This is a genomic window from Enterovibrio nigricans DSM 22720, from assembly GCF_900167155.1.
GTDB lineage: Bacteria > Pseudomonadota > Gammaproteobacteria > Enterobacterales > Vibrionaceae > Enterovibrio > Enterovibrio nigricans.
Genome location: NZ_FUXU01000029.1, coordinates 20,558 through 42,009, shown reverse-complemented (window position 1 = coordinate 42,009; position 21,452 = coordinate 20,558). Strand labels below are relative to the sequence as shown.

The window sequence follows — 21,452 nt, the reverse complement described above, 5'->3', positions numbered from 1 at the left end:
AGAGAGAAAAAAATGATCCTAGGCCATATAACTCAACCAGATACATATTCGTACTTGCCTGACGCGTTTCGACGCAGCTTGGCATTTTTAGCTGAAACTGACATGGTGGCGTTATCGACAGGCCGCCATGACATTGATGGCGACAATATTTATGTCAACGTGATGGCGTTTGATACCCAGCCCGCAAATGAAAAGTTGGCGGAAGTGCACAAGGAATACATTGATATCCAGTTTTTGATCAGTGGTGAAGAGCGTATTGGCTTTGCACTGGCAAATGGGAACAACCCAATCGCGAAAGAATACGATGGGGAGTCTGACTTCTATTTAGTCGAGTCGATGGAAGGAGAATGTGAAGTCATCATGTCTCCGGGCATGTTTGCCATTTTCCTGACAGAGCAGCCTCACAAGCCGGGTTGTAACGTATCTGCATCGACACCGATTAAGAAAGCGGTAGTGAAGGTACACAAATCATTGCTGGTGTAAGTTTGCGGAAACAAGCATTGGAAGAGAAAGGGAGCGGTTGCTCCCTTTTTCGTTTTTAAGGGAGCGTTAAAGAGGATTCGAAGAGCATGAGTGCGCAGCAAAAGCGTGAAGGAGAATCGGTGAGATGTGAGGCAAGAAGAGATAACGCCAGTTATTTGCCGCTTTTCAATGCGTATAAATGACGATTAAATTGAATTCACTCACTAGCGGAATAAAAAAGCACCCGAAGGTGCTTTTTTTATGTTTGTCAGCTGTCTTTAGATCATGAAAATGAAAATCACAGACAGTGCAGACACGAGGAATGCAGCCGCATAGCAAGCAATCTTGCCGGCAGTTCCGGTGTGGAACTTTAGGTCATGCATGCCGTGGTGCAGACGGTGCATTGCATGCCACATTGGCAGAGACAATGTACCGATGGTGAATAGTGCACCAATGAAGCTGGTCACGAAATCAGTGACGCGATCGTAGCTCATTGCATCTGCATCGATAATGCCCATTGGAACCAGAATACCCAGTACCAGAACGGTCACCGGTGTGATCATGGCAAACCAAGAGCCACCCGCACCAAACAGACCCCACCATACTGGTTCATCAGAACGTTTTGGATTTAAATCGACCACGTTAACTCTCCTTTAATGCTGGGGTTAAACCAAAAACAGGATAACGGCAGAAATTACTGCAACCGCTGCCCATTGCGCTGCCACGATCACTTTCTTCTCTACCTTTTTGCCGCCAATGCGAATTGGCATCACTTGCGGCATCATGCTGAAGAAGGTTTGTGCATGGTACAGGCTACCAGCTAGTGCCACGATGTTGATCGCCACAACCACAGGGTTTGCCATAAAGCCCAAGCAGCCTTCCCAAGCTGCTTCGCCAACAACCAGAGAGCCCAGACCGAAAGTCAGACACAGGGTGAAGAAAATCAGTGGCAGTACAGTGGCTTCACGCACCATGTACATGCGGTAGAAAGGATGCTCTTTCCACCATGTACGCTTCATTTCACGAACGTAAGGTTTACGGTTAGACATCCTTATGCCTCCTGAGGTTTGATCATCGCAATCACGAAATCCTGAGAAGATGCGATCTTGCCCTGGTTAACAGCAGCAGCGGGATCAACGTTCTTCGGACACACTTCAGAGCAGTAACCCACGAAGGTACAGCCCCACGCACCGTTTTCACCGTTGATCAGCTTCATACGCTCATCAGAGCCGTTGTCACGGCTGTCCAGGTTGTAGCGGTGTGCCAGAGTCAGAGCTGCAGGGCCAATGAACTCAGGGTTCAGACCAAACTGAGGACATGCTGCGTAGCAAAGACCACAGTTGATACAGCCAGCGAACTGCTTGTAGCGTGCCAGTTGCTCAGGGGTTTGGTTGTTCGGGCCGTCTTCAGGCTTACGATCATTACCGATGATGTAAGGCTTAATCGCTTCCAAACGCTCGATGAACGGCGTCATGTCGACGATAAGATCTTTCTCGATCGGGAAGTTTGCCAGTGGCTCGATGGTCAGGCCGTCTGGGTAGTCACGCAAGAACGCTTTACACGCCAGTTTTGGTACCTTGTTAACCATGATGCCGCACGAACCACAGATCGCCATACGACAAGACCAGCGGTAAGACAGGTCTTTGTCTAGGTTGTCTTTGATGTAACCCAGCGCGTCCAGCACTGACATGGTTTCATCGAACGGTACGTCAAACGTTTGCAGACGTGGCTCGTTATCTTTAGACGGGTCGTAGCGAAGAATGCTGACTTTCTGAATGCGATTTGCTGACATTATGCCTGCTCCTTCTCTGCTTCTTTCTCAGCTTTTTTAGCGGCAGCTTCTGCTTCTTCTGCTGCGGCACCGTACAGGCGCGCTTTTGGCTGAGATTTCGTAATGGTGACGTCGCCATATTTAATTGTTGGCGCACCTTCAGGGTTATAGAACGCCAAAGAGTGTCTTAGGAAGTTCACATCGTCACGCTCAGTACAACCATCATCTAGACGCTGGTGGGCACCACGAGACTCACGACGCATAATGGCTGAGTGTGCCATGGATTCGGCCACTTCTAGGCCATAGCCCACTTCGATGGCGTACAGTAGATCAGTGTTGAAGACCTTGCCTTTGTCTTTGATGCTGATCTTCTTGTAACGCGCTTTTAGCTCAGTTAGCTTGTCGATGGTTTCTTGCATCAGATCTTCGCGGCGGTAGATACCACAGCCCGCTTCCATGGTGTGGCCCATTTCTGTGCGGATATCTGCCCAGTTCTCATCACCTTCTTGCGTAAGTAGTGCATTAATGCGGTCTTCTACTGCAGTGATTTGACGGGTGATTTCATCGTCGTTCCAACCTTGGAAATCGTTTGCACGCTCGACTGCACCTTCACCAGCAAGACGGCCAAATACAACCAACTCAGCCAGAGAGTTAGAACCCAGACGGTTTGCACCGTGAAGGCCAACTGAAGAACACTCACCAACCGCAAACAAACCTTTGATAGCCGTTTCGTTTTTACCGTTAGTTTCGATGCCACCCATGGTGTAGTGCGCGGTAGGGCGAATTGGAATAGGCTCTTTCGCGGGATCAACATTCACGTACGCTTTCGCCAATTCACAGATGAATGGCAGACGCTCGTTGAGGTACTCTTCACCCAGATGACGTAGATCCAGAAGCACAACATCCCCCAGAGGATGCTTGATGGTGTTGCCTTTTTGTTGCTCATGCCAGAATGCCTGAGATACTTTATCTCGTGGGCCTAGCTCCATGTATTTGTTCTTTGGTTGGCCTACCGGCGTTTCCGGTCCCATACCATAGTCTTGCAGATAACGGTAACCGTGTTTGTTCACGATGATACCGCCTTCACCACGACAACCTTCGGTCATCAGGATACCTGTGCCAGGCAGACCTGTTGGGTGATACTGAACGAACTCCATGTCGCGCAGTGCAACACCGTGACGGTAAGCCATCGCCATACCATCACCGGTTACGATGCCACCGTTGGTGTTACAATTGTACACACGACCTGCACCGCCAGTCGCCAGAATGACTGACTTGGCTTTAATACAGACCAGTTCGCCTTCTGACATGTGAATGGCAACCAGACCTTGAACCTCGTTATCAACCACCAGCAAGTCAACGACGAAGTATTCGTCGAAGCGCTTGATTTGCTCGTACTTGATTGATGTCTGGAACAGAGTATGTAGCATGTGGAAGCCGGTTTTATCCGCAGCAAACCAGGTACGTTCTACCTTCATGCCACCAAAACGACGTACGTTAACGTCGCCGTTTTCCTTACGGCTCCATGGGCAACCCCATTGTTCCAATTGCGTCATTTCACGCGTAGCGTTTGCAACGAAATATTCAACAACATCCTGTTCACATAGCCAGTCACCACCGCCAACGGTATCGTTGAAGTGGTTGTCGAGACTATCCTCGTCCTTGATGACTGCAGCGGAACCGCCTTCAGCAGCTACCGTGTGGGAGCGCATTGGGTATACTTTGGAAATCAGAGCAATTTCTAGTTCTGGATTTGCTTCAGCAGCAGCGATAGCAGCACGTAGGCCTGCGCCACCAGCACCGATGACAGCGATATCTGTGGTAATTGTCTTCACAGCTATCCTCCGGAGGAAAGTTAAAATTTGAGATGCAAGGTCTGCATCGAACTTAAAAAACTGCCTCCATATTAGTGGACTTAATAACCCTAAAATTTGACCTAAACGGGTATTTCTCCCCACTTTCCATGTGCCTAAAGCGCTGTGCATGAAAATTGTGATCTGGGTCGTTAGACAGCAAGATAACAGCTTGTTAAATCGGGGTTGCGTGGTGTTTTTACTTGTTTCTAACACGTAAAAAGCGTCACTTTGAATTCTGGTTTAACTATTTATTTTGAAAAGAATTTTCCCCATGAATGAGAATGATTGCGATATGAAAACCGTCGATTTCAAATGCAATGTGCTTCATAGGTTGACCAACATATAAAAACATCATTTATGTTGTTGCTGAGATAGAAAGCAATACACAAACCCCATTCCAGTTTCTATCTATACCTTTGACGGCTACAATGCCGCCGATTGAACAAAAAAGAGAATGTTACTGATGACTCAGACATGGCGTCCAACCTCTGACATTGAGACGTTGAAACAGCGTTCGCGCCTTATAGGTGCAATCCGACAATTTTTTGCTGAGCGTGAAGTGATGGAAGTGGATACGCCTTCCATGAGCCAGTCGACAGTGACTGACATTCATCTGCATACGTTCAGTACCACATTTGTTGGACCGGGATTCGCGTCAGGTGTCCCTCTGTACATGATGACGAGCCCTGAGTTTCACATGAAGCGCTTATTGGCTGCGGGTAGCGGGGCTATCTATCAAATCAACAAAGCATTTCGTAACGAGGAGGCGGGCCGCCACCATAATCCTGAATTCACGATGCTGGAATGGTATCGCCCTGGGTTTGATCATCATGCGTTGATGGACGAAATGGACGCGTTGCTGCAAATGGTGCTGAAGGTTGGCATGTCGGAACGCATGACGTATCAAGACGCCTTCATCAAGGTGCTGGGCGTATGTCCGCTTGAAGGTTCAATGGATGAGCTGAAAGCTTCGGCAGTTCCGCTTGGCTTGTCGGACATTGCCGATCAGGAAGAAGACCGAGACACCTTGCTGCAATTGCTGTTCAGTGTGGGTGTGGAAGCAAAGATTGGCCGTGATGTGCCAGCATTTGTGTATAACTTCCCTGCGTCTCAAGCGGCGCTGGCCCGCGTTTGCGAAGATGATAAACGCGTCGCCGCACGCTTTGAGGTTTACTTCAAAGGGATCGAACTGGGGAACGGTTTTTACGAGTTAGACAATGCAGACGAGCAGCTAGCCCGCTTTGAAGAAGATAACCGTAAGCGCGAGAAAATGGGTTTGAAAGCTCAGCCTATCGACCATCATCTGATTGAAGCAATCAGACATGGCCTGCCGGATTGTGCAGGTGTAGCACTGGGTATTGATCGCCTGATCATGCTGGCATTGGGTAAAACGCATATTGATGAAGTGATTGCGTTTCCTGTTGGCATTGCCTGATGGGTTGCCGAAAAATACAAAAATGCCGCATCTGATGCGGCGTTTTGTGTTTCAGTTGGTGACAATCAATCCCGTTCCAACGACGGCAAGTGCCGCACCTAGCCATGCACTCGGTGCCGGGCGCACTCGGGTAAACAGCCAAATTAGCGGCAGCAACATGACAGGCGTGGTGGATGACAGTACGGCAACCATACCGACATCGCCCGACTTCAGGGCAAACATCACCAACGTCATACCCAGAGCCAGTGAGAGGAAGCTGTTCGCCACCACCATGCCGAAGATGCGCCAATTGATAGGTTTGATAGGCTGCGCGATACGCACCTGCAGAAGGAGCAAGGTGCCGTGTGCCAAAAAGGTGGTCATCATTCGGATGGCGGAAGCGGCTATCGGGTCGAGACCTTGTGTTAGTACTGGCTTGGCGATAACGGCACCCAATGCTTGACCAAATGCGGCGAGAAGACCAAGCGAGATAGCAACCCACAGGCTGCCTTTGGTTTCTTCCCACTGATGCGCTTGACCGCTAGCTCGGAAGAACACCGCCACCATCACACCAGAGAACACCAAAATCGCACCCAGCAATTTCCAGCCTTCCAGTGTTTCACCGAAAAGCCAAATCCCCATAAGGGCTGAGAACACCGCATGACACGAAAAGAGCAGGCCAGAGCGGCGGGGGCCGATACGATTCAAACAGGCGAACAGTGCGGTATCACCAATAAAGATACCAATAAGACCTGATAAAGCCATTGGCCACAGCATGCCCATGGTGACAGTTGCCCATCCCCCAGTGATCATTGCACCTATACCAAGAATGACCGATGCACAGGCCATACGCCATCGACTATAGGCGAATGTACCTAAGTGACCAGCGGGTTTGACAGAGATAAGGCTAGAAAACCCCCACAAGAAGGCAGCACAAAGGGCGAGCCATTCGTAACCCAAGATAACACCTCAACACAACGATAAGCAGCGACAGGCCGCCGCAAAAATTAAATAAGAAAAGGAGCGCGAGTGTATCTGTTGAAAGGGTGAGGGAAAAGTGTGCAATACACTTTCCCTCAAAAAAATTGTGGATTGTTAGGTGAGAATTAACATTGCTGCATAAACAATGGAAAGTCCGACGATACCGACGATGATACCGGCTTTTGCCATATCCTTACTTTCAATTAATCCCGTAGAGTAGGCCAGACTGTTTGGTGGTGTCGAAACAGGAAGGATCATACCCAGTGACGCGGAAAAGGCGACAACGACTAAGAGACCTTGCATTCCACCTACCGCCACCAAGCTCTCCATAGAGGTAGCAACCGCGGCGGCGATTGGCATGATGAGGTTGGCAGTTGCGGTATTTGACATGAAATTAGCCATGACCCAACAAATGAGGGACAGCGTCAGAACCACGGCCACAGGAGACAAGGTGTCATAGTCCACCGCGTGCGCGACCGCTTCGGCAAGCCCCGTCTTATCTAACGCCAAACCAATTGCGATACCACCGGCAACCAGCCAAAGTACATCCCAGTTAATGAGCTTTAACTCTTCCTTGCCCATGATGCCTGTCAGAGTGAAGACTGCAAGAGGCACAATGGCAACCACGTAACTGTTCATACCGTGCAGGCTGGTGGTCATCCAAAGGAGAATGGTTGCCGCAAAAGTGGCGTAAACCGTATAAGCACGCCAGCTTTTTTGAAAAGTACCGCTAAGTTTCAGAATCATCTCTTGCTGTTTGGCCGGGAAAAGCTTTTGTAATAGCCACCACGAGAAAGCGAGCTGCACGACAACAAATGGTAAGCCCATTGCCATCCAATCAATAAAGCTAATGGCGTTTTCCCCGGTAAGGTATTGCAACGCAATGGCATTGGGTGGCGTACCAATTGGGGTCGCAATACCTCCTGTATTCGCCGCAATAGGAATACACAGCACCAGCGCTTTTACGCCCGTGTCGCCTTTTGGCACAGACGCTACGATGGGGGCAAGCAGGGCGAGCATCATCACGGTGGTAGCGGTATTTGACATGAACATTGAGAAAACGGCAGTGATCAGCATTAGACCTAGCATGATTGCTTTTGGTTTAGTGCCAAAGGGTTTGAGCAATACGCGGGCAAGGTTGTTATCGAGCTCGTATTTTGATGCTGCTATCGCTAACGCAAACCCGCCCATAAACAGAATAATGATGGGCGAAGAAAAGGCACTGAATATGTCGGTATATTTGATCAGTTCACCAAAGTCATGACCCGGTGCGCCTTCCCTGAACCAATTCAGCCCTTTGTCAGAAATCATGATGAGTTCAAGTGCGATGATCAGGATTGATGTGGCAAAAACTGGAACAGGTTCCAGCACCCAAAGCAAAGCGGCAAGCAGGAAAATCGCTAAGAGGCGATGTTGAATAATGGTGAGATTGTCTAACGGGATCCAGTCTGAGGGCATAAGGAGAACGCCCAAAGGAATACCAAACGCAACGACAAACTTGAATACTTCAGCACGAGAAAGTCTTGGCATATACACCGATTCCGAGATTGACTAAGCCTGATACCTTAATCTTCCTTTAATTCATAAGGTTGGAAGGCGAAAAGACTTACAGAGTACAAAGGGAATCGGTGAAAAAAGCTGCGTTTGGATAATGTTTGTGTATAAAAAAAGGGCAATGCTGCCCTTTTCGTAACAGATCTCAATTTTACCGTTAGACGGTCTGAGTTTCCGTTTCTCGTTCTACGGTTGCGTTTTGATGCGCATAAGCTTCACCCATACGGGTTGGTTTACCCGGGATGATACTTTCGTCAAAGGTGATCGCATTTTTAGAGAACAAATTGATCACGGTTGATCCCAGTTTAAAGCGCCCCATTTCCTCACCTTTCTTCAAGGTAATAGCTTGGTCGCCTTCAGCAGGGTAATCCCAGCGACGAACACTCTGACCTGTAGGTGGCGTTACGGTACCAACCCATACGGTTTCGATGCTACCAACGATGGTTGCACCCACTAACACTTGAGCCATAGGGCCAAATACCGTATCGAAAATACACACAACACGTTCATTGCGTGCAAACAAGTTAGGTACGTTTTCGGCAGTCAGCGGGTTGACTGAGAATAGATCGCCCGGCACGTAGATCATTTGGCGTAACGTACCATCACATGGCATATGTACACGGTGGTAGTCACGAGGAGACAGATACAGCGTTGCAAATTCACCGTCTGCAAACTCTTCGGCCAATTTCATGTCACCGCCCAGCAGTTCACACGCGTCAAAAGTGTGGCCTTTAGCCTGAATCAAGCGGCCTTCTTTAATTGGACCCGCCTGACTGACACACGCATCTGCGGGGTGGCTGAGCACGTTAGTATCTGCGTTTAGTGGACGAGCTCCGTCTTGAAGTTCTCGAACAAAGAAGTCATTGAAGGTTGGATAGCTTGCCGGATCCGGATTCTTCGCTTCGCTCATTTCCACCTTGTACTGGCGGGTAAACCACTTGATCACTGCTGTGGTCAGGAAGCCCGCTTTCGCTGATGCCAGTTTTCCAACAAGGCGAGTTAGCAGATGTTTTGGCATGCAATATTGCAGGCCAATTTTAAAATCGTTAGACACGGTAATATTTCCTAACTTGTCGTTTGTCCAAGGAAAATCCTAAGACCGGAAAGTAAAAAGCGGCCTAGTTTACAAAATTAACAGGCCGCTAACCAGAAGAAGGTCAATTACTGAACGTGATCAGTTTTCTTTATTGCGTGAAAACTGACGGTTTGCCTTCATTTCAGACATGCTATCGATGATTTTGTGATAGCTCTCGAAACGCATCTCACTGATCTTTCCGTTTTCGACTGCCTCTCGGATCATGCAGCCAGGATCGTCTTTGTGTTTACAGTCACGGAATTTACAGCCACCCAAATAATCACGAAATTCTTTGTATCCTTTCGTGACTTGCTCTGGCTCTAAGTGCCACAGACCGAATTCACGGACCCCAGGGCTGTCAATAAGATCACCGCCGTCAGGGAAGTGGTAAAGTCGAGCCGTGGTGGTGGTGTGTTGGCCAAGGCCTGAGTTTTCAGAAACTTCGCAAGTGTCCGCATTTACTTCTGGCAGCAGTGCGTTCACCAAACTTGATTTTCCGACACCAGATTGCCCGACAAAAATACTGGTCACATCAGCAAGACGTGCTTTTAGTTCGTCCATACCTTCGCCCGTTTTGCGGCTCACCATCAAGACGTCGTAACCAATTTCTTGATAAATTGAAAGGGCATTCTTAACCATTTCAAGGCCTTCCGCATCTAACAGGTCAATTTTATTGATGACGATAAGCGGCTTAAAATCGACCTGTTCTGTGGCGATCAGGTAACGGTCTATAATGTTCGTAGACAATTCGGGTAATATCGCGGAAACGATCACCACTTGATCAATGTTAGCCGCGACCGGTTTCACGCCGTCATAGTAATCAGGGCGGGTGAGAACAGTGCGGCGTTCGTGGACGGCTTCAACGACGCCAGCGATACCTTGCAGCGTTTCCACACCTGGACGCCAAACCACGGTATCACCGGTCACCAAGCTTTCGATTGAGCGACGCAGGTTGCAGCGATGGATATCGCCGGTTTGAGTATCTTCAATATCGGCGTGCTGTCCGAAGCGGGTAATAACAACCCCTTCACGGGCAGATTCCAGAAGAGATTCGTCCCACTGGACATCATCTTGCTGACGATCGATACGTTTTCTTTGGTTTGTCCGTACTCGGCGCAATTGGCCTTTTGTGAGCTTTTTCTTTTTTGCCACGAGAATGTCGCTAGTTTAGTTGGCTTTCAAGTCAGGCTAAGTATGATACATGGTTTACTTGTAAAATAGGCAAAATGGATGTCTTTCAGCGATAAGAATTTAATCTGGATTGATCTCGAAATGACCGGACTCGACCCAGAAGTCCATAAAATCATAGAGATCGCCACTGTAGTAACAGATGCTGAACTTAACGTGTTAGCTGAAGGGCCAGTTATTGCCATTTATCAGCCAGACGAAGAGTTGGCGAAAATGGATGAGTGGTGTACCAATACGCACACAGGCAGTGGGCTGGTGGATCGCGTTAAAGCCAGCACTATCAGTGAAGAACAAGCGATCAAAGCCACTATTTTGTTCCTGCAAAAATGGGTACCTGCAGGTGTGTCCCCTATATGTGGCAACAGTGTGGGTCAGGATCGTCGTTTTTTGTACAAACACATGCCTGATTTAGAACGTTTTTTCCATTATCGCACTGTCGATGTCAGTACCATCAAAGAATTGGTTCGTCGTTGGCAGCCAGAAGTACTGAACGGATTTACAAAACAGGGTACGCATTTGGCTCTGGATGATATTCGAGAATCGATCGAAGAACTGCGTTATTACCGCACCAAGATCTTTACGATCTGACGCTAAAGTAATCAATACGAAAAAAAATTAAAAATATATGTTTTTAAGGGCTTGCATCCCGAATTTTTCTTCGTATAATTCGCAGCCCTGACAGAGACAAATGTCTTTGACAGAGCGACACTAGCTCAGCTGGTAGAGCGCAACCTTGCCAAGGTTGAGGTCACGAGTTCGAACCTCGTGTGTCGCTCCACTTTCTCTTAGTAGAAAGCGGGACTTCCCTTAGGGAAGCGCAGAGTAGGCAACGCCTAAACTGCTAAAAACAATAAATAATCCAACACTGTTGGAATATAATGCGACACTAGCTCAGCTGGTAGAGCGCAACCTTGCCAAGGTTGAGGTCACGAGTTCGAACCTCGTGTGTCGCTCCAATTTCCTTACAGATAATCACCTGTAAGCACCAACACTTCGCAAATAACGTATCAGTTGATTCAGGGTACGGCGAATCGTTGTCTTTAATGCTGTGAAGCATTATCTCTGGGCAAGGTCTAGCCCAATACAATCAGTCAATCTTCTTTGTCGTCGTTTTCTAACTTAGCGTCAAAGCACTAATATTTCGTGTTTATCAACAGAGTTATCCACACAGTGTTACCTGTGGGTAAAGTCGTTGATTAATATTTAATGATGTGACATTGAGCGATGCTTTTTGAGCGGAACTTGATCAGCTGAATACTTGCACTTGTGTGTAACTATTGTCGTATCTCATTGTTTTTATTGAGCATTGAATTCGAAGGTAAGTGCTTTTCAAACTGATATCCCCAGCTTCTTCACTTTCCGTGATATGCGTCATCAATAACCCACAGCGTGTGTTTAACTTTATCAATATGCATCTAATTACGCCGTACTGAAAATGTTTTCCACATTACGTAGCAGAACTGAATCTGTGTCTTATTTTTGGAAAAATGTCTCTGGAAAATTGATATGGTTATCAAGGTTTAGATGGATTAGGCATCTCTCGGCAACCCTTTTTTTACTATGCGGACCAATCTTCTCGTTGAGGATGGCTGCACATTTGTCGTTAGAGCATCTTTGCTAGCAAGTTGTTGAGCAAGGGCCCAATCAATATGCTGATCAAGCATAGCAGAGAATCCCTTTGCTGCTTGTAAAAGCTCAATGATCTCTGGGTCATAGGGAGCGTTCCCCATGGCGACAGAAAGGTTTCTTTGCCACTTTTCATGGCCTATTCGGCGGATCGCTGAACCTTCAGTTTCTTTCAAAAATGTAGGCTCATCCCATAAGAAGAGCGTTTTAAGTGGCTGCTGTGTCAGGCTAGGACGCGCATAAAAATCTGATTCCAGAGTCACCTCAGATTCTCGGTTAAATGGGCACACCAACTGGCAATCGTCACATCCGTAAATGCGATTACCCATGGCCTTGCGGTACTCTTCAGGTATTGCTCCATCTAGTTCGATCGTAAGATAGGAGATACAACGTCTGGCGTCTACGATGGTTTCGCCAACGATGGCACCTGTCGGGCAAGACGTCATACAAGCCACACATTTTCCGCATTGGTTTTCGACAGGTTGGTCTACAGGCAAAGGAAGGTCTATCAATAACTCCCCAAGAAAAAACCAAGAACCTGCATTCTTATCCAATAGTAGAGAGTGCTTACCTGTCCAGCCTAAGCCAGCTTTCTCTGCCAACGGTCGTTCTAGTACTGGAGCAGAGTCGACAAAAGGGCGATATCCGAACTTTCCCACTTCCTGCTCAATACGTTCACCCAATTTTTTCAGACGGTTACGCACCAGTTTGTGGTAGTCACGTCCGAGCGCATATCGACTGATGTAGGCAATTTCTGGGTTATCCAATGTTTGTGCAAAGCCGGCATGAGGGGGGAGATAGTCCATACGCGCACTGATCACACGCACGGTACCTTCGACGAGCTCACTAGGTCTTGCTCTCATCATTCCATGACGTGCCATCCAGTCCATATCACCGTGGTATCCCGCATCGAGCCAACGCTGTAAAAGGGCTTCATGCTGACGGAGATCAATATCAGCAATACCAATATGCTGAAAACCTAGTTCATCCCCCCATTGCCTGATACTTTCAACAAGGTGGTGTAGGTTGATCGATGATGTAGATCGAGAGTCGGGCATAAGATCAGAATGGATAGCTGAAGATGACGGCAAGTTTACCATATTCACTCTACCGAACGGATCAAGTTCGAGATGGGGAACGCAAGATCGCCAGCGATCTTGGCGTTAAAATGTACACTCTGATGCTCCGAGCAGGGATTGCTGCGTTTCACACGCTTCGTAAACGCTGGCCGGATGCAAAAACGATGCTGATCTGTTGTGGTGCAGGCAATAATGGCGGTGATGGCTATGTTATTGCGAGGTTAGCACTGGCGGAGGGGATAGGTGTTCACGTCTGGTCACCTGTCGACCCACTCACCTTACAAGGTGATGCATTGGCTGCACTTAAAGCGTATCAAGCTCAAGGAGGGAGGATCTCAACAGGATCCTTGCCACCACTTTCTTTCGATCTTGTGGTAGATGCACTTCTTGGTACGGGCCTGAATCGACAGGTTTCGTCTGCTTATTTGGAAGTGATCGCTGCAATCAACCGTAGTCAAATACCTGTTTTATCGGTTGATGTGCCAAGTGGCTTAGACGCTAACACTGGCACCATTTGGGGTAAGGCGATAAACGCAAGTGTCACCATTACCTTTGTTGCACTGAAGCAAGGCTTATTTACGGGGATGGCGAGGGATCATTGTGGCGATATCGTGTTTGACGGGCTTGAAATTGATGACACATTTGCCTCGACATTTACACCGTCGGCCATCCTCCTTCAACCTAAAAACATACAACACCTTGAACCCACACGGAAGAAAAGTGCCCATAAAGGTCAATTCGGCCGTTTGATCTGTATCGGCGGTCAAAAAGGCATGGGTGGGGCGATAACATTATGCGGCCAAGGCGCCCTTCGCACTGGTGCGGGTTTGGTGACACTGTTGACGGCGGAAGTGAACATGCCTGCTATTTTGGCTCGTCAGCCTGAACTTATGACCCAGTTCTGGCGCGAGCGTCAAGGCGGCGAAGTGTTGGAACACATACTTGCGTGGGCTGATGTTATTGCGGTCGGACCCGGACTTGGCTTGTCGAATTGGTCCCGTCACTTGTTCGACGGGGCATTGGCGATGAATGTCCCTATGGTCCTTGATGCGGATGCCCTGAATTTGCTAGCACAATACCCGTGCCGATATGGGAATTGGGTACTCACGCCACATCCGGGGGAAGCGGCAAAGCTATTGAGTAAAAGCGTAAGAGAAATTGAACGGGATCGATTTTCTGCCGTCAAAGAGTTACATAACGTTTACGGTGGTGTTGTCGTGCTTAAAGGTGCAGGTACAATCGTTTATGATGGCGTTACATTGTCGATCGTCAATGCGGGAAATCCTGGCATGGCATCCGGCGGAATGGGGGATGTGCTCACTGGCTGTATTGCCGCACTCATCGCTCAGACAAAAGATATTCGCCGGTCAGCTTTGTACGGTACGTTCTTACACAGTTATACCGCTGATATCATCGCACAGCAAGGGGAGCGAGGATTACTTGCCAGTGATTTGCTGCCGTTGCTCGGGAAAAAAATAAATCAAATGCCAGCCTGATGGAAGGTCCCATCAGGGGGAAAAGCAGTGAGAAACATGACCAAGATTTTTAATGCTGCGCTTGCCGATGAGCAGGCGACTGTTGCTTTGGGTGCGGCTATCGCCGCGGCATGCAACCAACATACAACCCTTTACCTCCATGGTGATTTGGGCGCTGGAAAAACCACGTTTTCACGTGGCTTTATCCAATCTTTGGGTCATTCAGGTAATGTGAAAAGCCCGACGTATACCCTCGTTGAACCGTATCAACTGGCAAACTGGCAGGTTTACCATTTCGATCTTTACCGCCTTGCCGATCCGGAAGAACTCGAATTTATGGGGATCCGTGACTACTTCACAGCTGACGCATTATGTTTGGTGGAATGGCCCGAAAAAGGCCAAGGTTTGTTGCCGGAGCCGGATCTTGATATCACACTGAAATATATCGGCGAAACACGCTCAGTGCAGGTGGTGGCAAATACGCCTGCAGGTGAAACGCTACTCGACAAACTGGAGTGGAACTGACGATATGCTTTGGCGGGGTGCGCTGGCAGGAATACTGTGTTGGGTTGGGACGATGTCCTTTGCGTGGGCTAACGAATTAGAGAACGTCCGTGTTTGGCCTGCGCCAGATGAAACACGGGTAGTGATGGACATGGCTGATGTCCCGTCTTTCTCCTATTTCACGTTAACTAAACCGAATCGCTTGGTGGTAGATCTCAAAGATACATCTTTGGGTATGACGCTACCTCATGCGGTAAAGGGCAGTAAAATTCTGACCAAAATTCGTAAGAGTAGCCCGCCAGAAAAAGGGTCTTACCGTCTGGTTTTTGAGTTGAAGGAGAATAGTTTACCGCGCATTTTTACTTTGGCGCCCGGCGGCGAATATGGTCATCGTTTAGTTATCGACTTGCCGCACGGCAAATCGGCAGCCCCACTCCCTGTCGCGAAAAAGTCAACGCCCTCTGAAGCGCAGGCGGCATTACCTTTTGGAACGGATGATATTATTGTCGCGATTGACCCCGGTCACGGTGGTAATGATCCTGGTGCTATTGGACCTCGCCGAAAATATGAAAAGCATGTAACGCTTTCGATTGCGCGTCGTGTTGCCGCAAAAATAAATGCTGTTCCTGGTATGAAAGCGGTACTGACCCGAAATGGTGACTATTTCGTTGATCTCAATAAGCGCTCAGAAATTGCGAGAAGACAAGGCGCACATTTGTTGGTGTCTATTCACGCTGATGGTTTTCATAAACCGCAACCGAATGGCGCGTCGGTGTGGGTATTGTCGCGTAAGCGTGCAAACAGTGAAATCGGTCGCTGGATTGAAAAACATGAAGAGCAATCCAACCTACTTGGTGGTGGCGCTTTGCTTGATGACAATGAAGACGAGTATTTAAGCCGTGCCGTGCTTGATTTGCAGTTTAGCAACTCCCAAAAAGAAGGGTATGACGTTGCAGTGCGTGTTTTGAAAGAAATGGGCCGAGTAACCAAACTGCATAAACCTAACCCTGAGCATGCGAGTTTAGCCGTTCTAAAATCACCGGATATCCCATCACTTCTGGTCGAAGCTGGATTTATCACTAATCCGCAGGAGGAAAAACTGCTTCTCAGTTCAAGCCATCAGCAGAAAATCGCCAATGCGGTATACAAAGGCGTGCTGGGTTATTTTGAAGCATTTCCGCCAGATGGCACCTTGATGGCGGCGAAAAAGAACGGCATCAAGCACACCGTGTCGTCAGGACAGTCGTTGTCAGTCATCGCGAAAAAATATGGCAGTTCAGTATCAGCCATTAAGGCGGCCAACAGCCTCAAATCCAATTCGCTACGTATTGGACAAGTGCTAACGGTACCGAACGTCAATTTGGATGTACTGCAATCTACTGCCTCTCGCTCAACGGCATCGAGCAGTCGTAAATCACCAACGGTATCGGCAACCACCTCGACGTTTCACACGGTCAAACGTGGCGAGTTCCTTGGGAAGATCGCCGCGAAATACGATGTCTCTGTCGCGAGTATTCGCAGTGCAAACAAGCTGCGTTCGGACGAACTTGCTATTGGCCAGAAATTGAAGATTGTCGGTATTAAACCGAAAGACAAAAAGCATAAAGTGAAACGTGGAGAATATCTGGGTAAAATTGCATCAAATTATGGCGTTTCTATCGACAGCATCCGACAAGTGAATAAGCTTCGTTCGGATGAGCTAGCGATCGGCCAGACATTGATCATTCCCGGGAGTTAATCATGGCAATTCAGATATTACCTGCGCGTCTGGCCAACCAGATTGCTGCAGGCGAAGTGGTTGAACGCCCTGCTTCCGTGGTGAAAGAGCTGGTGGAAAACAGCATTGATGCAGGCGCCACCCGGGTTGATATCGACATCGAAAAAGGTGGCAGTAAGCTAATTCGCATTCGAGACAATGGCTCTGGCATTGTGAAAGACGAGCTGGAGCTAGCGTTAAGTCGCCATGCCACGTCCAAAATCTCCTGTCTGGACGATCTGGAAGCTATTGTGAGCTTGGGCTTTCGCGGAGAGGCACTGGCGAGTATCAGCTCAGTTTCCCGTTTGACCATGACCTCGCGCACAGTCACGCAGGCAGAAGCGTGGTCGGCTTATGCCGAAGGGCGTGATATGTCTGTCCAAATAAAACCAGCTGCACACCCAGTTGGCACCACGGTTGAAGTGGTGGATTTATTCTTTAATACACCAGCTCGCCGCAAGTTCCTGCGTACCGATAAAACTGAATTTGGTTATATTGATGAGCTAATAAAGCGCATTGCACTTAGTCGTTTTGATGTGGCGATTACGCTGCGCCACAATGGCACGATAGTTCGTCAGTACCGCGCCGCCGAAAATGGCGTACAGAAAGAACGTCGTCTTGCGGCGATTTGTGGCAGTCAGTTTGTCAAAACCGCGGTTGAAGTAAGCTTAGAGCACCAAGGTTTGACGTTACACGGTTGGATTTGCACCCCTGACGGTGCGCGCGCACAAAACGACATTCAGCATTGTTTTGTCAATCAACGGATGATGAAAGACAAGCTCATCAATCATGCGATTCGGCAAGGTTATGAAGCGTCGCTTCGCCCTGACCAATTTGCCGCCTATGTGTTGTATATCGATATCGACCCACATCAAGTTGATGTCAACGTACATCCCGCCAAGCACGAAGTACGTTTTCATCAAGCGCGACTTGTTCACGACTTTATCTACCAGGCTGTTGCAGATGCACTGATGCAGGTGATGGCCGAACAGCAAGCAGAGTTGGCAGGCATGGAACAGGAAGCCTCTCAGCAAGAAGCCCCTGACGTTGTGTCGCCGACTGAAAGCTATATACCAGCAGAGGAAGCGTCGTCACAGCATGTAGCAGAAGTGGCAAAGGCGTCATATACCGCCGGAAGTAGTGAAGCAGCATGGCGTTCTCAAACGCCGTCACCGGGTGCTACCCGGGGGGCGGCGAGTTATGGCTCAAGCGAGCGTTCAAACTATGGCTCGAACAGTGACGGCTTTGCAGGCAGCGGTTCATCAAAAGGTAATTCGTCAGCTGGGTATTCTGGCGGTCAATCATCGGGTGGTCATGCTTCAGGAAGCTACACATCCGGTCGTCAGGAACGTTTCGGTGAGAGTGCGCCGTCCAAGCGTGACCAGCGTGTTTACCGCGAGCTGATGACAACGCCTGTTGTGCCTCAAGAGTCCAAGCAATATGTGCCTAGGCAAGATGCACACGCCCGTGAGTTCATCGGCACGTCTCAACATCAAACACCTGTCAATCATGCTCCTGTCTCGATCGGGCATGCAGACAAAGGGTTGGGCAAAGCACTGACTGTCATGGCGTCCAAGTATCTGCTGCTTCAGCGACAAGAAGGCCTCGCATTGCTCGATCTGGATAGTGCCACTGAGCTCAATATGCTTGGGCAATTTCGCGCGGCAGAGCAAGAGGGACTGAAAGCACAGCCGCTTTTGATCCCACAGGCGATCCCCGCATCTTCTGAAGAGATCGCGTTATTGACGAAATGTGATGGCTTACTGACACAGTTTGGTATCATAATTCGCCAAAAATCGTCCAATCAAATTATGGTGATGGCTGTTTGTCAGCCTATCCGGCGACACAATTTACAGCAGTTTGTACCCGCACTGTTGACGCAACTTCGCCACCTCGAAGAGCAAGAGCGATTATCCGGTGACAACCTTGCTCGTTGGTTAGCGAGTGAGGCGGTGCAAAAAACAGACGTTTACGGGTTATCGCAAGCCGTTACATTGATCACGGAATTAGAAAACTGTTGGCAGGGTGAGCTGGCAGAGTATTTTTCACTGTTGTTGCGTCCGGTTGACGTGGCGGCAGCAATAGAAGCGTTTAAACATGAGTAATGCTTTGCCAAAGGCAATCTTCCTGATGGGTCCAACGGCATCAGGAAAAACAGATTTAGCGATCGCACTGAGAAAGCAGTTCCCAGTGGAGATCATTAGCGTCGACAGTGCGCTGATCTACAAAGAGATGGACATTGGGACTGCAAAGCCAACGGCTGAAGAACTGGCATTGGCACCACACCGATTGATCGACATTAAAGATCCATCGGAAGTCTACTCGGCTGCTGATTTTCGAGCGGATGCCCTGCGAGAGATGGAAGAGATTGTCGCAAAAGAGAGAATTCCACTTTTAGTTGGTGGTACCATGCTTTATTTCAAAGCATTGTTGGAAGGATTGTCTCCTTTACCGTCAGCGGAACCAGCGATTCGAGCTAAAATTGAGCAAGAGGCTAAAGAACAGGGCTGGCAAGCGTTACACGATGAATTGTGTCGCATTGATCCTGTCGCAGGCGCGAGGATCCATCCAAATGATCCTCAGCGACTGTCCAGAGCGCTGGAAGTTTTTCGTATTTCGGGTAAAACTCTCACTGAGTTGACCGAAACCAAGGGTGAACCTTTGCCATTCGAGGTTCATCAATTTGCAATAGCCCCTAAGGAAAGGGGAGAACTGCATCGCCGAATTGAGCTGCGTTTTGACAAGATGATCGAAGCCGGTTTCAAGGAGGAGGTTCGTGCGCTATACGATCGAGGCGATCTGCATCCAGACATGCCTTCGATCCGATGTGTGGGATACCGACAGATGTGGGATCATTTGGCGGGTAGCTGCTCACTTGAAGATGCAGTTTATCGCGGAGTTTGCGCCACTCGTCAGTTAGCCAAGCGGCAGATTACCTGGCTACGTAGCTGGGATAACTTGACTTGGCTTGATAGCGACGACGCACAGCTATCGTTACAAACAGTCACAAAGAGTTTGACCTGATCGTTGTTTGAGCAGGGTATACTTGGCTGGTTGTAGGCAGCGTTGTTGAATTTTATGTTGCTTTATACAACTACAAACCAATAAGGAAAATTAAAAATGGCTAAGGGGCAATCTCTACAAGACCCATTCCTGAACGCACTGCGTCGTGAACGTGTGCCTGTTTCTATCTACTTGGTAAACGGAATTAAACTTCAAGGCCAGATTGAATCTTTTGACCAATTCGTGATCCTGCTGAAAAATACTGTTAACCAGATGGTATACAAGCACGCCATTTCAACAGTGGTCCCTGCTCGCCCGGTGAATCACCATCACAATACCCAGGATCGTCCACAAGGCGATCGCCCAGAAAAGACAGAGGAGTAAACATCCTTTGGTAAGGAGTTGATTGCTTGTTTGACCGTTACGAAGCCGGTGAACAGGCTGTTTTAGTTCATATCAACTTCACCCAAGAAGGCGAATGGGAAGATCTCAGCGAATTTGAAATGCTGGTATCGTCAGCGGGGGTTACAAAGCTGCAAACTATTACAGGCAGCCGTCAATCCCCGCATTCCAAATACTTCGTTGGTGAAGGTAAAGCCCTTGAAATCGCTGATGCAGTTCGAATGAACGGTGCCGAGATTGTGATATTCAATCACTCACTGTCACCTGCACAGGAACGAAATCTGGAGCGCTTGGTCAAATGCCGTGTACTCGATCGTACCGGATTGATCTTAGATATTTTTGCCCAGCGTGCGCGTACTCACGAGGGCAAGCTTCAGGTTGAGCTTGCGCAATTACGTCACCTTTCTACCCGTCTTGTTCGTGGCTGGACTCACTTAGAGCGTCAAAAAGGCGGTATCGGTCTTCGTGGCCCGGGTGAAACCCAGTTGGAAACAGACCGTCGGTTATTGCGCGAACGCGTCAAAGCGATTCTGCGTAGACTGGATAAGGTTGCGAAACAGCGAGAGCAAGGCCGACGCGCTAGAAACCGCGCAGAAGTACCTACAGTATCATTAGTTGGATACACCAACGCCGGTAAATCAACACTCTTTAACTGTATCACCCAAGCTGGTGTTTATGCCGCTGACCAGTTGTTTGCCACACTGGATCCGACGCTGCGTAAAATCGAGGTTGAAGATGTAGGCGATGTCATTCTGGCGGATACAGTAGGATTCATCCGACATTTGCCGCACGACTTGGTGGCAGCGTTTAAAGCAACGCTAAAAGAAACACAAGAAGCGCAATTACTGCTTCATGTGATCGATGCAAGTGACGATCGATTCCGCGAAAATGTGGATGCAGTTAACGTTGTGCTCGAAGAAATCGAAGCGAATGACGTGCCTACCTTGTTGGTCATGAACAAGATTGACAGTATGGAAGGTGCTCAACCGCGTATAGAACGTGACGAGGAAGGCGTTCCACGTATTGTATGGGTTTCTGCACTTGCAGATCGGGGCATAGATCTTCTTTTTGAGGCACTGACCGAAAGGCTGTCTGGGACTATGGTAAGCTATCGTTTACGTATCCCACCTGCAGCTATTGGCAGAATGCACAGTAAATTCTGTCAGTTGCGTTGTATTTTGCATGAAGAATACGAACAAGACGGGCATTTGCTGGTCGATGTGCGGTTATCTCAAACTGATTGGTTGAGATTAAATAAACGGGAAGGCAGCGAGTTCGGCGACTTTATCGTCAGCTAGTAGGCTGT

The 21,452-nt window shown here is 48.6% G+C and carries 19 protein-coding genes and 2 tRNA genes; 12 read left to right on the top strand and 9 right to left on the bottom strand.

Annotation, left to right across the window (positions count from 1 at the left end; translation table 11 throughout):
• Window positions 1–12 precede the first annotated feature (12 nt).
• On the top strand, window positions 13–483 hold the full coding sequence (gene nanQ / locus B5D35_RS11970; RefSeq protein WP_078752811.1) for an N-acetylneuraminate anomerase: 471 nt from the start codon (window positions 13–15) through the stop codon (window positions 481–483).
• A gap of 257 nt (window positions 484–740) precedes the next feature.
• Here nanQ and frdD read toward each other — a convergent pair whose 3' ends face one another.
• From frdD to frdA, 4 genes are read right to left on the bottom strand one after another with little or no spacing between them, the layout of a single operon-like run.
• On the bottom strand, window positions 741–1,103 hold the full coding sequence (gene frdD / locus B5D35_RS11965; RefSeq protein ID WP_078752810.1) for a fumarate reductase subunit FrdD: 363 nt from the start codon (window positions 1,101–1,103) through the stop codon (window positions 741–743).
• A 24-nt stretch (window positions 1,104–1,127) separates the two neighbouring features.
• Window positions 1,128–1,511: a fumarate reductase subunit FrdC gene (gene frdC / locus B5D35_RS11960; RefSeq protein WP_078752809.1), complete on the bottom strand. Its 384-nt coding sequence runs from the start codon at window positions 1,509–1,511 to the stop codon at window positions 1,128–1,130.
• 2 nt (window positions 1,512–1,513) lie between these two features.
• Window positions 1,514–2,254, bottom strand: a complete 741-nt coding sequence (locus B5D35_RS11955) for a succinate dehydrogenase/fumarate reductase iron-sulfur subunit (RefSeq protein ID WP_078752808.1) — start codon at window positions 2,252–2,254, stop codon at window positions 1,514–1,516.
• Window positions 2,254–4,068: a fumarate reductase (quinol) flavoprotein subunit gene (gene frdA, locus B5D35_RS11950; RefSeq protein WP_078752807.1), complete on the bottom strand. Its 1,815-nt coding sequence runs from the start codon at window positions 4,066–4,068 to the stop codon at window positions 2,254–2,256. The genes B5D35_RS11955 and frdA overlap by 1 nt, the downstream gene beginning before the upstream one ends.
• A gap of 484 nt (window positions 4,069–4,552) precedes the next feature.
• Here frdA and epmA point away from each other — a divergent pair, with 484 nt between their 5' ends.
• Window positions 4,553–5,524 carry an elongation factor P--(R)-beta-lysine ligase gene (epmA, locus tag B5D35_RS11945; RefSeq protein WP_078752806.1) on the top strand — a complete coding sequence of 324 codons (972 nt, stop codon included), beginning with the start codon at window positions 4,553–4,555 and terminating at the stop codon, window positions 5,522–5,524.
• 51 nt (window positions 5,525–5,575) lie between these two features.
• On the opposite strand, the gene B5D35_RS11940 is transcribed toward epmA, so the two are convergent.
• The 4 genes from B5D35_RS11940 to rsgA form a co-directional block, all read right to left on the bottom strand.
• Window positions 5,576–6,463 (bottom strand): DMT family transporter, encoded by an 888-nt coding sequence (locus B5D35_RS11940; protein ID WP_078752805.1) that lies wholly within the window; start codon window positions 6,461–6,463, stop codon window positions 5,576–5,578.
• A gap of 135 nt (window positions 6,464–6,598) precedes the next feature.
• On the bottom strand, window positions 6,599–8,014 hold the full coding sequence (locus B5D35_RS11935) for an SLC13 family permease (protein WP_078752804.1): 1,416 nt from the start codon (window positions 8,012–8,014) through the stop codon (window positions 6,599–6,601).
• A gap of 181 nt (window positions 8,015–8,195) precedes the next feature.
• The gene (gene asd, locus B5D35_RS11930) at window positions 8,196–9,092 is read right to left on the bottom strand and encodes an archaetidylserine decarboxylase (protein ID WP_078752803.1); all 897 of its coding nucleotides are present in this window, start codon (window positions 9,090–9,092) and stop codon (window positions 8,196–8,198) included.
• A 120-nt stretch (window positions 9,093–9,212) separates the two neighbouring features.
• Complete coding sequence (gene rsgA, locus B5D35_RS11925) at window positions 9,213–10,265, bottom strand: small ribosomal subunit biogenesis GTPase RsgA (protein WP_078752802.1); 1,053 nt, start codon at window positions 10,263–10,265, stop codon at window positions 9,213–9,215.
• A gap of 78 nt (window positions 10,266–10,343) precedes the next feature.
• Here rsgA and orn point away from each other — a divergent pair, with 78 nt between their 5' ends.
• The 3 genes from orn (at window position 10,344) to B5D35_RS11910 (ending at window position 11,257) form a co-directional block, all read left to right on the top strand.
• Window positions 10,344–10,889, top strand: a complete 546-nt coding sequence (gene orn, locus B5D35_RS11920) for an oligoribonuclease (protein ID WP_078752801.1) — start codon at window positions 10,344–10,346, stop codon at window positions 10,887–10,889.
• Window positions 10,890–11,003: 114 nt separating this feature from the next.
• Window positions 11,004–11,079: transfer RNA gene (locus B5D35_RS11915), tRNA-Gly, on the top strand.
• A gap of 102 nt (window positions 11,080–11,181) precedes the next feature.
• Window positions 11,182–11,257: transfer RNA gene (locus B5D35_RS11910), tRNA-Gly, on the top strand.
• Window positions 11,258–11,830: 573 nt separating this feature from the next.
• Here B5D35_RS11910 and queG read toward each other — a convergent pair.
• On the bottom strand, window positions 11,831–12,958 hold the full coding sequence (gene queG, locus B5D35_RS11905; RefSeq protein ID WP_139367757.1) for a tRNA epoxyqueuosine(34) reductase QueG: 1,128 nt from the start codon (window positions 12,956–12,958) through the stop codon (window positions 11,831–11,833).
• A gap of 50 nt (window positions 12,959–13,008) precedes the next feature.
• Between queG and B5D35_RS11900 the strand changes: the two genes are divergently transcribed.
• The 7 genes from B5D35_RS11900 to hflX all read left to right on the top strand — a co-directional run bounded on the left by B5D35_RS11900 (window position 13,009) and on the right by hflX (window position 21,444).
• Window positions 13,009–14,502: an NAD(P)H-hydrate dehydratase gene (locus B5D35_RS11900; RefSeq protein ID WP_078752799.1), complete on the top strand. Its 1,494-nt coding sequence runs from the start codon at window positions 13,009–13,011 to the stop codon at window positions 14,500–14,502.
• 36 nt (window positions 14,503–14,538) lie between these two features.
• On the top strand, window positions 14,539–15,006 hold the full coding sequence (gene tsaE / locus B5D35_RS11895; RefSeq protein ID WP_078752798.1) for a tRNA (adenosine(37)-N6)-threonylcarbamoyltransferase complex ATPase subunit type 1 TsaE: 468 nt from the start codon (window positions 14,539–14,541) through the stop codon (window positions 15,004–15,006).
• A gap of 4 nt (window positions 15,007–15,010) precedes the next feature.
• Window positions 15,011–16,723 carry an N-acetylmuramoyl-L-alanine amidase gene (locus tag B5D35_RS11890; protein WP_425291236.1) on the top strand — a complete coding sequence of 571 codons (1,713 nt, stop codon included), beginning with the start codon at window positions 15,011–15,013 and terminating at the stop codon, window positions 16,721–16,723.
• A gap of 2 nt (window positions 16,724–16,725) precedes the next feature.
• Complete coding sequence (gene mutL, locus B5D35_RS11885) at window positions 16,726–18,846, top strand: DNA mismatch repair endonuclease MutL (RefSeq protein WP_078752797.1); 2,121 nt, start codon at window positions 16,726–16,728, stop codon at window positions 18,844–18,846.
• A complete protein-coding gene (miaA, locus tag B5D35_RS11880; RefSeq protein ID WP_078752796.1) occupies window positions 18,839–19,765 on the top strand; it encodes a tRNA (adenosine(37)-N6)-dimethylallyltransferase MiaA in 927 nt (308 codons plus the stop codon). The genes mutL and miaA overlap by 8 nt, the downstream gene beginning before the upstream one ends.
• A 96-nt stretch (window positions 19,766–19,861) precedes the next feature.
• Entirely contained in the window at window positions 19,862–20,128 is a 267-nt protein-coding gene (gene hfq / locus B5D35_RS11875; protein ID WP_078752795.1) for an RNA chaperone Hfq, read from the top strand.
• Between the two features lie 26 nt (window positions 20,129–20,154).
• Window positions 20,155–21,444, top strand: coding sequence for a ribosome rescue GTPase HflX (hflX, locus tag B5D35_RS11870; protein ID WP_078752794.1), 1,290 nt, complete (start codon window positions 20,155–20,157; stop codon window positions 21,442–21,444).
• Window positions 21,445–21,452 lie beyond the last annotated feature (8 nt).

Coding starts and splice junctions, on each gene's coding strand:
- nanQ (WP_078752811.1), top strand. CDS start 13: ATGATCCTAGGCCATATAACTCAACCAGATACATATTCGTACTTGCCT.
- frdC (WP_078752809.1), bottom strand. CDS start 1,511: ATGTCTAACCGTAAACCTTACGTTCGTGAAATGAAGCGTACATGGTGG.
- B5D35_RS11955 (WP_078752808.1), bottom strand. CDS start 2,254: ATGTCAGCAAATCGCATTCAGAAAGTCAGCATTCTTCGCTACGACCCG.
- epmA (WP_078752806.1), top strand. CDS start 4,553: ATGACTCAGACATGGCGTCCAACCTCTGACATTGAGACGTTGAAACAG.
- B5D35_RS11935 (WP_078752804.1), bottom strand. CDS start 8,014: ATGCCAAGACTTTCTCGTGCTGAAGTATTCAAGTTTGTCGTTGCGTTT.
- orn (WP_078752801.1), top strand. CDS start 10,344: ATGTCTTTCAGCGATAAGAATTTAATCTGGATTGATCTCGAAATGACC.
- B5D35_RS11900 (WP_078752799.1), top strand. CDS start 13,009: ATGACGGCAAGTTTACCATATTCACTCTACCGAACGGATCAAGTTCGA.
- tsaE (WP_078752798.1), top strand. CDS start 14,539: ATGACCAAGATTTTTAATGCTGCGCTTGCCGATGAGCAGGCGACTGTT.
- B5D35_RS11890 (WP_425291236.1), top strand. CDS start 15,011: ATGCTTTGGCGGGGTGCGCTGGCAGGAATACTGTGTTGGGTTGGGACG.
- mutL (WP_078752797.1), top strand. CDS start 16,726: ATGGCAATTCAGATATTACCTGCGCGTCTGGCCAACCAGATTGCTGCA.
- miaA (WP_078752796.1), top strand. CDS start 18,839: ATGAGTAATGCTTTGCCAAAGGCAATCTTCCTGATGGGTCCAACGGCA.
- hfq (WP_078752795.1), top strand. CDS start 19,862: ATGGCTAAGGGGCAATCTCTACAAGACCCATTCCTGAACGCACTGCGT.